Genomic DNA, 11,902 nt, shown 5'->3' with positions numbered 1-11,902 from the left:
GCGACCGACTCGACTCAGGCAGCCAGCGCGCGCATTGGCTGGCCCATCCACTGATGTACCAGGTCGAGCATGGCGGTGGCGCCGCCTTCATCGGCCTGTAACACGAGCAGATCGCCGCTCACGAGTTGAGCCAGTGCCGCTTCGGCAGCAGCACGACGCTCGGTGGCATCCGTGACCAGCACTTTGCGGCCGGTCGCGTCGATGCCCGCTCGCAGTTGTGCACGCGACTCGGCCAGCGGGCGCTTGCGCGCGACGCTCAGGTCGTCGCACAGCACCACACGGTCGAACGTTTGCGCCAGCAGCTTGCCTTCGGCCTGCAAGTCTTCGTCCATACGATCGACACCCGGGCCGTACACCGCGATGCGGCGCTCGGCAGGCAGCTTGGCCAAGGCTGCCGCGAGGGCCGTCAGGGCGGGGGCGTTGTGGGCATCGTCGACGATGACCGTCGCGCCTTGCTTTTCGAACATCGTGAAGCGGCCCGGTGCATCGACCTGACCGACGTCGAAGGTGGTCACGCCGGTACGCAGCACATCGAGGGCGACCCCCATCGACCAGGCGGCAGCCACGGCGGCAAGCACGTTCTCGATCTGGAAATCGACGCGGCCAGCGTAGGTCAGCGGCATGTTGGCGGTGGCGCCGACGGCGGTTCCTTCCGTGCCGGTGGCCAGCACGACCTGGCCGTTGCGCACGAAGACCACGCGCTTGCCTGCGGCGCGATGCGCCACGATGGCCGGCAGGTGTTCGTCCAGACCGAAGAAGATCACGTCGCCATCGCACAGCTCGGCCATTTCCACGACGAGCGGGTCGCGCGCATTGAGCACGGCCACGCCATCGGACAGGACAACGTCGATTTGTGTGCGCATCACGCTGAACATACGGTCGACGTCTTCGACGAAATACTGGCCCAGATGGTCCGGGCGGTCGATGTTCGTCACGATGCCGACCTGACAGCGATCGTAGGCAAGGCCTTCGGAGAGGATGGCGGTGTTGTCGTTCTCGAAGACGGCTGCGGTTACGCTGGCGTTCATCAGCACGCGGTGCGCGGCGTCCCAATTGGCACGGTCGCCGCTCTGAACCAGACGTTTGTCGAGGAACAGGCCGTCGCTGCAAGCCAGGCCGGTGTGTTCGCCCGCCAGTTGCAACAAATGCGTGAGCAGACGCGCCGTAACCGTCTTGCCGTTGGTGCCGGTGATGCCGACAATCGGAATGCGCCCGGTGTCGCCATCGGGGAACAGATGGTCGACGATGGCGCGCCCGACCGGACGCGGTGTGCCATCGGCCGGTTTCAGGTGCATGAGCAGGCCCGGACCGGCGTTGACTTCGACGATGGCGCCACGTTGTTCCGCCAGCGGGCGGGAAATGTCTTCGGCGACCAGATCGACGCCGGCGATGTCCAGACCCACGATGCGTGCGGCCAGCGACGCATGCGCGGCCACGCTCGGGTGCACGCGGTCGGTCACGTCGAAGGCGACGTTGCCGTTGCGCTGGATCAGAACGTTCTTGCCTTCGGGCGGCACGGCATCGGCGTCGAAACCCTGACGCTTGAGTTCGAGGCGCGCGGACGAATCGATGCGCACGCGATTCAGCGGCTGATCTTCAGCGCTGCCGCGACGCGGATCGCTGTTGATCTGCAGTTCGATGAGTTCCGAGACGGTGTGCTTGCCGTCGCCAACCACCGAGGCCGTTTCGCCCATGGCGGCGGCCACGACACGCCCACCCACCACCAGCAGGCGGTGCTCGAGCCCCGACACGAAACGCTCGACGATCACGCCGTTGCCTTCTTCGAGGGCCACTTCAAATGCCGTGGTGACCTCGTCTCGTGTGGCGAGATTGATGAACACGCCGCGACCATGGTTGCCGTCGTATGGCTTGACGACGACAGGCAGGCCGATGTCTTGCGCGGCGTCCCATGCGTCGTCGGCGCTCTCGACCAGACGGCCTTCCGGTACGGGCACGCCGCACGACTCGAGCAGTTGCTTGGTCAGGTCCTTGTCGCGCGAGATGCTCTCGGCGATGGCGGGGGTGCGGTCGGTCTCGGCAGTCCAGATGCGACGGGCGGCTGCGCCGTAACCCAGCTGCACCAGATTGCCGTCGGACAGGCGGATATGAGGGATGTCGCGGTCGTCGGCGGCGTCGACGATGCACGCCGTGCTCGGGCCGAGACAATGTTTGTCGACCAGGCCACGCAAGTTTTCGACGGCGGCTTCCACGTCGTAGGGGCGGTCTTCGATGGCTGCCATGACCAGATCGCGGGCGGCAAACAGGGCCGCGCGGGTCACGTCTTCGTGCCAGGCGCGCACGATCACCTTATAGACGCCGGTGATCGGGGTTTCACGTGCCTTGCCGAAACCGCCGGGCATACCGGCTAGGTTTTGCAGCTCCAGCGTGACGTGTTCGAGAATGTGGCCGGGCCACGTACCTTCACGCAGGCGCTGGAGGAAACCGCCGCGCTCGCCGATGCTGCAGCGGTGCTCGACGAGGGAGGGCAGCCACTCGGACAGCCGCTCAGGGAACCCCGGGATCTTGTTGGACGGGAACTCCTCGAGTTCGCCGATATCGACCCATGCCTCGAGCACCGGCCGATATGTCCACATATTCGGGCCGCGCAGCGACAGGACATCGAAAATCTCAATGTCTTTCTTTTTCATTCTTAAGGCTAATTCACGCGTCAGGGCTGGGTTCGGAGAAGCCGGCGAGGCCGATTTCAGGCGGCTCAGCCGGTCGCGCTCTTACAGTTAACTGGTTACTTAACGTAAAAATCCGTAAACGGTTGACCGTCGCAACAATATTTCCATGCTGCACCGTGTCATCGGGGAACTCCGCGCCGCAAAAGGCGTCGCTGTGGTTATACTTGCGGCAATTTCGCGGATTGACAGGGAAAGTCCGCCTCGTTTTTTCTTCGTTTGCCTCGATGTCCGCCCCTTGAGGACACGTCTGCCGCAGCAATGACCGACACCTCCGCTTCTGCGGCATCCTCTGCCGCCACCTCAACAACATCGTCCGAGAGCAGCCCTTCCGGCGGTACTGCTTCAGCGTTATCCGTTTCCGCTCGAAATGCCGCCGCCGAGTCCTGGTACGCGGAGGTTGCCGCGCAACTGGCCGATGGCGAGACCGTACTGGCCTGGCTGGCCGTCGATCTCGACGCGCAACTGCACTTCGCCCGCGGCGTGGTGGTTGCCACCGAGCGCCGGCTGCTGGCGCGCGAGGCGCGTCGTGACGCGCAAGGCAGTGACACCGAATGGCAGTCGTGGCCGTATCGCGCCGACCTGTCGCTGACGCACGCCGATCACGCGGGCGTTGGCTCGCTCGAGTTGTGCGACGCCCGCGAGAAGCTTGCCTGCTGGCGCTATACCCTTGGCCACAACCCGGCGGCGCTCACGCTGATGGACACCGTCGCGCGCCAGCGCGAGGCGCTAGTGGCGGGGCACACTGTCAGTCATGAGCAGGACGTTTCGGGCACATGCCCGATCTGTCAGGCCGAACTGCCGCCCGGCACCGACGAGTGCCCGCAATGCAACCCGGAGGTAGAGGCCCCATCGTCAACATGGGCATTGCTGCGTCTGTGGCGTTTCGCCCGTCCGTATCGTTTTGAACTGCTCGCCGGTTTCCTGCTCACGTTGTGCGCCACGGGCGCGACGTTGATCCCGCCGTATCTGACGATGCCGCTCATGGACAACGTGTTGATTCCGTTCCAGAACGGTCAACCCATCGATTACCACCTGGTGGGAATTTACCTGTCGGGTCTGTTGGGGGCAGGGCTCGTGGCCTGGACGCTGGGCTGGGCGCGGACGTATCTGCTGGCGAAGGTGTCGGAGCGTATCGGCGCCGACCTGCGCACGGCCACTTACTCGCACCTGCTGCGGCTCTCGCTCGAGTACTTCGGCGGCAAGCGCACGGGCGACCTGATGGCGCGCATCGGTTCGGAGAGCGACCGCATCTGCGTGTTCCTCTCGCTGCACTTGCTCGACTTCGCCACCGATGTGCTGATGATCATCATGACGGCGGTCATTCTCGTGTCGATCAACCCGTGGCTGGCCGTGGTCACGCTGGTGCCGCTGCCGTTCATCGCCTGGCTGATTCACCTGGTGCGCGATCGCCTGCGTCACGGCTTCGAGAAGGTCGACCGGATCTGGGCGGAAATCACCAATGTGCTCGCCGACACGATTCCGGGCATTCGCGTGGTGAAGGCGTTTGCGCAGGAGAACCGCGAGGTCGCGCGCTTCAGGGAAGCCAACCGGCATAACCTCGTGGTCAACGACCGCGTGAACAAGGTGTGGTCGTTGTTCTCGCCGACCGTAACGTTCCTGACGGAAGTTGGCCTGCTGGTGGTCTGGATATTCGGCATCTGGCAGATCTCCAAGCATGAGATCACCGTCGGTGTGCTCGCGGCATTCCTGACCTACATCAGCCGCTTCTATACGCGTCTCGATTCGATGAGTCGCATCGTGTCGGTCACGCAGAAGGCCGCCGCAGGCGCCAAGCGCATCTTTGACGTGCTCGACCACGTCTCGAACGTGCCGGAGCCGGTCAACCCGGTGCATCTGAAGGAAGTGAAGGGCGCCATCGACCTGCGCGACATCGGTTTCCGTTATGGCAACCGTTCGGTGATTCGCGGCATGGATCTGCGCATCGCACCGGGCGAGATGATCGGTCTGGTCGGTCACAGCGGGTCGGGCAAGAGCACGCTCGTCAACTTGATCTGCCGCTTCTACGACGTGGCCGAAGGTTCGATCCAGATCGATGGCGTGGATATTCGTGCGCTGCCGGTCTCCGACTTCCGTCGCAACGTGGGTCTGGTGCTGCAGGAGCCGTTCCTGTTCTTCGGCACCATTGCCGACAATATCGCGTACGGCAAGCCGGAGGCAACGCGCGACGAGATCGTGGCGGCTGCCCGCGCGGCGCACGCCCATGAGTTCATTCTGCGGCTGCCGCACGGTTACGATTCGTTGGTTGGCGAGCGCGGGCAGGCGCTCTCGGGCGGTGAGCGTCAACGCATCTCCATTGCGCGTGCGTTGCTGATCGACCCGCGCATCCTGATTCTCGACGAGGCGACGTCCTCGGTCGACACCGCCACCGAGAAGGAAATTCAGAAGGCGCTCGACAACCTCGTCAAGGGCCGCACGACGATTGCCATCGCGCACCGGTTGTCGACGCTGCGCAAGGCCGACCGGCTCGTGGTGCTTGATCGCGGCAAGATCGTCGAGGTGGGGAACCACGACGAACTGATCGCTCGCGAAGGCGCGTACTACAAGCTCTATCAGGCGCAACAGCGCAATGTCGATACAGATGTCGATGCGGTTGCCGAGTCGGCCGAAGCCGCCGCCACGGTCGCTGCGGTGAGCGCCGCACCGGCCCAGCCGCTATCCGTCAACTGAACGTTCGCGAAGACACTCATGCAGATCGATTTCACTTTGTCGCGCAACGCCTTTGGCCGTCTGGTGCTCACGGATGCCGACGGCATCTCCCACGAAGGCGTGGTGCCCGTGCGGGCGTTTCCGATTGCCGCGCCCGACGATGGCCTCGCACTCGTGAGCATGGAAGGGCGCGAGCTGGTCTGGCTCGATTCGCTCGACGTGCTGCCTGCGGCCATGGGCGCGCTGCTGCGCGAAGAACTTGCCGCACGCGAATTCATGCCCGAGGTGCAGCGCATCCTGGGCGTGTCGACGTATGCCACGCCAAGCACCTGGACCGTCGAGACGAACCGGGGCGAGACGTCGTTCGTCTTGCGCGGTGAAGAAGACATCCGGCGTCTCGGTGGTCAGACGTTGCTCATCTCCGACAGTCACGGTATCCAGTTCCTGATTCGCGACGCCGCCAAGCTCGACAAGCCGAGCCGGAAGATCCTCGATCGCTTTCTCTGACACGATTCGTGCGACGGAACTTCGCCGGACCTCGCAGCACTGGTAAAATCGCTCTTTTGCTTTTTGCGGTGATGCCCGATGTGGTTCAAGAATCTCCAGTTGCACAGAATTCCTGCCGGTTGGTCCATGAGCGTCGCGCAAATGGAAGAGGCGCTCGAGAAGCACGCCTTCCGCGAGGGCGGCAGCCTCGAAATGCAAGTGCAGGGCTGGGCGCCGCCGCGTGAAGGCGGCGAACTCGTGCACAGCATCAATCGTCAGTTCCTGCTGGCCTATCGTGCCGAGAAGAAGCTGCTGCCGTCGACCGTCGTCAATCAGGTTACGCGCGCCAAGGCGGTCGAACTCGAAGAGCAGCAAGGCTTCAAGCCGGGCCGCAAGCAGATGAAGGAACTCAAGGAGCAAGTGACCGACGAGCTGCTGCCGCGGGCGTTCGGCATTCGCCGCGACACACGAGTGTGGATCGATCCGGCCAATCGCTGGCTGGTGATCGATGCGGCATCGCCCGCCAAGGCCGATGAAGTGCGCAGCCTGCTCCTCAAGACGCTCGATATCACGCTCGAGAACGTGGAACTCAACGAAGCCCCCGTGTCGGTGATGACGTCGTGGCTTGCCGGCAACGACGCGCCGGGCGGCTTTACCGTCGATCAGGACGTGGAACTGCGCTCGAACACCGACGAGAAGGCCGCCGTGCGTTACGTGCGCCACCCGCTCGACGGGGCGGATGTGCGTCAGCACATCGAAGCGGGCAAGCGCTGCACCAAGCTCGCGATGACGTGGAATGACCGCATCTCGTTCGTGCTGACCGACGCGTTCGTGATCAAGCGCGTGACGCCGCTCGACATCATCAAGGACGCTGCCGACCCGACGGCCGAAGGCGAGGCCGAGAAGTTCGACGCCGACGTCGCATTGATGACCGGCGAACTCGCTCGCATGCTCGACGATCTGATCGAAGCCGTGGGTGGTGAGCGTCAGATGGATAAGGCTGCCTGACGCGACCCGTTGTAAGTCACTACAACGCAAACGCCGCGATACCTCAAGGGTGTCGCGGCGTTTTTGCGTTTGGTGCGACGTTACCTCACGACTGCGCGCGTGCTGCGGCCGGGTCCAGCAGATAGACGCCGTGCGAGAGCGCCTGCCTGACCTGACGTGTGCCTTCGTCGACGGACACTTCCTCTTCGCCGGCCTCGATGGCCTCAAAGGCCTGACGCACCACATCGGATGGCGCGCTCTTCTGCGCATCGAAATCCCGCGTGAGGTCGGTGTCGATGTAGCCCGCGTGCAAGCCCACCACCTGCGTTTGCTGTTCGCGCAACGCCTGACGCAGACCATTGGTCAGCGACCACGCGGCTGACTTGGTGATCGCGTATTCGGGAAGCACGCTCGAACTGATCCAGCTCACAATCGACAGCACATTGAGCAGGGCGCCGCCACCATTGCGTCCCAGCGTGCCGGCAAACGCCTGCGACATGGCCAGCACGCCGAACAGGTTCGTCTCCAGCGTCTCGCGCAGTGTCTCGGCCGAGCCCGTGTGAGTCAGACCCTGCGTGACACGGGCAATGCCGGCATTGTTGATGAGCAGCGTGACGTCGCCGGCCAGCAAGGCCGCGGCCGCCACGTCTTCCGGATTGTTGACGTCCAGCTTGACCGGGATGACGCCCGGCAGCGTCACCTTGGACGGGTCGCGGGACCCTGCATACACTTTCTTCGCGCCACGGTCGAGCGCCTGTTTCGCAAACTCCAGTCCCAGGCCACGGTTGGCGCCCGTGACGAATACGACGGCATCTTTGATCTTCATTTCAGAACTCCAGCAAGGGATAAGGCCGCGCCACTCATGGAGCCAGCGTGCGGTTTGGACTATACTGCATGACAATTGTGATCGCCATCGTCATGCCTTGATGCATTGTGGCAAGTCGGATGTCGTTATGTCAATGGTGATTGACATTGTCTTTTTAGATGACGGTGATAGCCGCGATTGCGCAGGCGGACATCGGGAGTAGCAAATGGGTATTTCCAGAGAGCAGGCTGCGGAAAACCGCGAGGCGATTGTTGCGGCGGCCGAGCGGTTGTTTCGCGAGCATGGTGTCGACGCCGTGGGTCTGACGGCGCTCATGAAGGCGGCCGGCTTCACGCAAGGTGGCTTCTACAACCATTTCAAGTCTAAGGACGCACTTGTCGCGGCTGTGATGGCGCGCGCAGTGGCGGCCAGCGAAGGGGCGCTGGAGGGCGGCGATGCGGCATCGGGGGCGGCACTCTCACTCGGAGAGCGCGCCGAGCGGTATCTGTCGACAGCCCATCGGGATGACGTTGCGTGCGGCTGTCCGATGGCGGGATTTGCGGGAGACGCCCCGCGCATCGGCGACGAGGCGCAGGCATGCTACGCGAAAGGATTGTCGGACGTGATCGCCCGGATGACGGCGGCGGGTGTCGAGCAGGGGGTGAGTCCGGCGCAAGCGAGGCAGTCCGCGATGGCGCGCTTCGCGCAGATGGTCGGCACGCTCGTGCTCTCGCGCGCGGTCGTGAGCGCGGACCCCGCGCTGGCGGATGCGCTATTGGCCGCCGGGCGCCAGGCGCTCAATGGGAACCCTGCCAGCGACTGAGCGTGCGGCCGTGCGGTGAGGTTGTGTCGTCAGCGCTGCGGCCAGCGCCACGTCGCGCGCAGCGCATCGCGCAGAAAATCCACGAACGCTCGCGTGCGCGGCGCGAGGTGGCGGCTATGCGGGTACACGGCATGGAGCGGCGACGCCGGGATCTGCAGCGACGGCAACACGCGCACAAGGCGGCCCGCTTCGATATCGTCTCCGACATCCCAGATGGACTTCTGCGTGATGCCTGCGCCGTGCAGCGCCAGTTCGTGGGCGGTGTCGCCATCGTCGACGACATACGTGTCGCGGACTTGAATTCGCAGCGTTTCGGACTGCCATACGAATCGCCAGTCGCCGTGCGGGGCGTGGCCGAACAGAATGCAGTCGTGCTGTAGCAGATCACCCGCGTCCTGTGGCGTACCGCGCCGTGCCAGATAATCCGGGGACGCCACCAGGACACGGTAGTTCGGCGCCAGTTCCTGGGCGACGAGGCTGGAGTCGGGCAGGGTGCCCACGCGGATGGCAACGTCGATACCGTGCGCGACCAAATCGACCCAGAGATCGCTCAGTTCGAGGTGTACCTTCAGATCGGGATGCCGTTCGCGAAACGCGATCAGCAGCGGGGCGAGGTGGCGGCGTCCGAACGCGCGCGGGGCGCTGATCCGAAGCACGCCGCCGACCGTGCCCGCCTGACGCGTCATCAGCCGCTCGGTCTCACGGATCTCCGCCAGAATGCGCTGGCAGCACGCGTGAAATACCTGTCCTTCCTCCGTTAACGCCTGCTTGCGCGTGGTGCGATTGAGCAGGCGCACGCCGAGGCGCTGCTCGAGCAGCCCAAGCCGTTTGCTCACGACGGCAAGCGAGAGCCCCAGCTCACGCGCGGCAGCCGACATGCTGCCCGTGGCAACGACCCGGTCGAAGAGGGTGAGGTCCAGCGTCTGGTCGATCATCGGGGTCTATTCTCAATAATTCGAAGAGAGTCATTCAATTTTTTTGGGGATTATCGTTCGTTGTGGCGAGGATCACAATGGCACCGTGACATCGCGAGCCGGTGCTGGCTCCCAGCGGCCGGGCGTGTGCCGATGTCGTTTTTCCTTCATCTTCCCGATTATTTTCCGGAGCCTCATCATGTTCAATTTCGAAGGTCAGCGCGTGTTGGTCATTGGCGGTAGTTCCGGCATCGGCCGTGCCGCAGCACAGGCATTCGCCAAGGCCGGCGCAGCGGTGACGATCGCTTCGAGACATCAGGCCAAGCTCGACGAAGCGCTCACCACCATCGGCACGACCGCTCGCGCCGTTGTGCTCGACACGGAAGACGTAGCCGCTGTCGAGAAATTTTTCGCCGATCACGCCCCGTGGCAGCATGTGGTCGTCTCCGCCGCGCAAACGCCGACCGGGCAAGTCCGCAAGCTGCCGCTGGAAGACGCGCACGCTGCTTTCGACAGCAAGTTCTGGGGCACGTATCACGTTGCGCGATATGCAAGAATCGAAGCGGGCGGCTCGCTCACGCTGACGTCGGGCTATCTGAGCGTACGTCCGAGCACGGCGTCGGTCGTGCAGGGCGCAATCAACGCGGCGGTCGAAGCGTTGGGTCGCGGGCTGGCGCTCGAATTGTCCCCGGTGCGCGTGAACACCGTCTCGCCGGGCCTGACGGTGACGCCGTTGTGGAACAAGCTGGCAGAGGCCGATCGCGAAGCGATGTATCGCAACGCGGCCGAGCGCTTGCCGGCGCGTCGTGTGGTGGCTGCCGAAGACGTCGCCAACACGATTCTCTATCTGGCAGGTACACCGAGTGCGACCGGCAGCACTGTGCTCATCGATGCAGGCGGCGCGATCGCCTGACGTTCACCGTTCTGGAGACTGACTTATGAATATCGATCTGAAGGAAAAGGTAGCGCTGGTCACGGCATCGACGGCAGGCATCGGTTTTGCCATTGCCCACGGCCTGGCGGCAGCAGGGGCCACGACTCTCATCAACGGGCGTTCGAAGAAAGGGGTGGACGCCGCCGTTGCAAAGCTGCGCGAGGCCCTGCCCGATGCTCAGGTGCGCGGTATCGCTGCGGATCTGGCGACGGCCGAGGGTTGCGATGTGCTTGTGTCCGCCGTGCCCGACGTCGACATTCTCGTGAACAACGCGGGCATCTTTGGCCCGCAGGACTTCTTCGAGGTTCCGGACGAGGTCTGGCAACACTTTTACGACGTCAATGTCCTGTCGGGCGTGCGGCTCTCTCGCGCCTATTTGCCCGGCATGGCAGATCGTAACTGGGGGCGTGTGATCTTCATTTCGTCGGAGTCCGCACTGAATATTCCCGAGGACATGATTCACTACGGTATGACGAAGACGGCGCAACTGGCCGTGTCGCGCGGTCTGGCCAAGCGCATGCGCGGCACGGGGGTGACGGTCAACGCCGTGCTGCCCGGCCCGACGCTCTCGGACGGCATGATCGAGATGCTTCACCAAGCGGGCGTTCCTGCGAATGCTGACATGACACAGGCGGCCGCCGAGTTCGTGCGCGCAAACCGCCCCAGTTCGATTATTGGACGGGCGGCCACCACGACGGAAGTGGCGAACATGGTGGTTTATGTTGCATCGCCGCAAGCGTCGGCCACGACCGGGGCGGCGCTGCGTGTCGATGGCGGAGTTGTCGACTCGCTCTGAAGCGATGCTCGGATGGCCGGCCGCCCGACCAGTGTCAGGTGGCCATCATCGCCGTGTCAGGTTGAAAATGTTGCGCTGCAGGAACGCTCCGTCATCAACGGTGCAGACATCTTGATGTAACGCAAACGCCGTATACCCGAAGTACTTTCGGGTACCTATTTCGATAGGGATTGCCTAGAATTGAGATGTGCCATCCCGCCGTGTCGAAGTTAGGAGGCCACTATGCTGACCGGGAGCTTGATTGCAATGTTGGTGATTGTGCTGGTCGTCGGCGCTGCCGTCGCCTGGCTGGTGGATCGCAACTGGTGCCGGGAGCACCCGTCAGCGCGCCACACGTGGCGCCGTCAGCGTCGTGACATCCGGCATGGTTGAATCTTGTTGGACCGATCGGGGAACATCCCCCCGCAAATGAAAAGCCCGCCTTCCGGCGGGCTTTTTGTTACTACAGACACCTCAACAGCAGGCTGGGCGCTCAGGCAACTGCCTGAAGGACATACTTGCCCTGGACAGTCAGGCGCGGGGACTTCTCACCCGAGGCCAACTCTTCCCACTCGATCAGTTTGCTTTCAAGCAGCGATTCGAGGTCCGGGCGATTATGCTCCACTTGCTCAGGAGCGTCCTTGACCAGCATCAGGGTGGCAAATTCATGATGACTCAGCATCGTCGTCTCCCGGTTTGCGGTTCCACAGGGGGGGGTCCCTCGTCAGGGACTTTAAGGATAGGTCACGAATATGGCGCTTGCGCGACAAAATTCGTACTTTCGATGCTGCCATGCAGCACTTTTCGGGTTGGACTTTTCCACG

11 protein-coding genes are annotated in these 11,902 nt (G+C 63.5%); 7 read left to right on the top strand and 4 right to left on the bottom strand.

Going from position 1 to position 11,902, the window contains the following annotated elements; all coding sequences use genetic code 11:
• Positions 1-14 precede the first annotated feature (14 nt).
• Complete coding sequence (gene cphA / locus PCO31110_RS07300) at positions 15-2,648, bottom strand: cyanophycin synthetase (protein WP_150690024.1); 2,634 nt, start codon at positions 2,646-2,648, stop codon at positions 15-17.
• A 297-nt stretch (positions 2,649-2,945) separates the two neighbouring features.
• Between cphA and PCO31110_RS07295 the strand changes: the two genes are divergently transcribed.
• From PCO31110_RS07295 to PCO31110_RS07285, 3 genes are all read left to right on the top strand, one after another.
• Positions 2,946-5,375, top strand: a complete 2,430-nt coding sequence (locus PCO31110_RS07295; RefSeq protein ID WP_010808113.1) for a cyanophycin metabolism-associated ABC transporter — start codon at positions 2,946-2,948, stop codon at positions 5,373-5,375.
• An 18-nt stretch (positions 5,376-5,393) separates the two neighbouring features.
• Positions 5,394-5,861, top strand: coding sequence for a cyanophycin metabolism-associated DUF1854 family protein (locus PCO31110_RS07290; protein ID WP_150690023.1), 468 nt, complete (start codon positions 5,394-5,396; stop codon positions 5,859-5,861).
• 78 nt (positions 5,862-5,939) lie between these two features.
• A complete protein-coding gene (locus tag PCO31110_RS07285) occupies positions 5,940-6,848 on the top strand; it encodes a recombination-associated protein RdgC (protein WP_010808111.1) in 909 nt (302 codons plus the stop codon).
• A gap of 85 nt (positions 6,849-6,933) precedes the next feature.
• Here PCO31110_RS07285 and PCO31110_RS07280 read toward each other — a convergent pair whose 3' ends face one another.
• A complete protein-coding gene (locus PCO31110_RS07280; protein ID WP_150690022.1) occupies positions 6,934-7,653 on the bottom strand; it encodes an SDR family oxidoreductase in 720 nt (239 codons plus the stop codon).
• 205 nt (positions 7,654-7,858) lie between these two features.
• Between PCO31110_RS07280 and PCO31110_RS07275 the strand changes: the two genes are divergently transcribed.
• Positions 7,859-8,455, top strand: coding sequence for a TetR/AcrR family transcriptional regulator (locus tag PCO31110_RS07275; protein WP_150690021.1), 597 nt, complete (start codon positions 7,859-7,861; stop codon positions 8,453-8,455).
• A 29-nt stretch (positions 8,456-8,484) separates the two neighbouring features.
• Here PCO31110_RS07275 and PCO31110_RS07270 read toward each other — a convergent pair whose 3' ends face one another.
• Positions 8,485-9,390, bottom strand: coding sequence for a LysR family transcriptional regulator (locus PCO31110_RS07270; RefSeq protein ID WP_010808108.1), 906 nt, complete (start codon positions 9,388-9,390; stop codon positions 8,485-8,487).
• A gap of 178 nt (positions 9,391-9,568) precedes the next feature.
• On the opposite strand from PCO31110_RS07270, the gene PCO31110_RS07265 reads away from it, so the two are divergent.
• From PCO31110_RS07265 to PCO31110_RS25625, 3 genes are all read left to right on the top strand, one after another.
• A complete protein-coding gene (locus PCO31110_RS07265) occupies positions 9,569-10,282 on the top strand; it encodes an SDR family oxidoreductase (RefSeq protein ID WP_010808107.1) in 714 nt (237 codons plus the stop codon).
• A gap of 25 nt (positions 10,283-10,307) precedes the next feature.
• Complete coding sequence (locus PCO31110_RS07260; protein ID WP_150690020.1) at positions 10,308-11,099, top strand: SDR family NAD(P)-dependent oxidoreductase; 792 nt, start codon at positions 10,308-10,310, stop codon at positions 11,097-11,099.
• A 222-nt stretch (positions 11,100-11,321) separates the two neighbouring features.
• Positions 11,322-11,471: a hypothetical protein gene (locus PCO31110_RS25625; RefSeq protein WP_168162894.1), complete on the top strand. Its 150-nt coding sequence runs from the start codon at positions 11,322-11,324 to the stop codon at positions 11,469-11,471.
• Positions 11,472-11,571: 100 nt separating this feature from the next.
• On the opposite strand, the gene PCO31110_RS07255 is transcribed toward PCO31110_RS25625, so the two are convergent.
• Entirely contained in the window at positions 11,572-11,760 is a 189-nt protein-coding gene (locus PCO31110_RS07255; RefSeq protein WP_010808105.1) for a hypothetical protein, read from the bottom strand.
• Between the last annotated feature and the right edge of the window lie 142 nt (positions 11,761-11,902).

It is taken from the genome of Pandoraea communis (assembly GCF_902459745.1).
GTDB classification, from domain to species: domain Bacteria; phylum Pseudomonadota; class Gammaproteobacteria; order Burkholderiales; family Burkholderiaceae; genus Pandoraea; species Pandoraea communis.
Note: the sequence above shows the minus strand (reverse complement) of the source record. Positions and strands in the feature narration are given on the sequence as shown.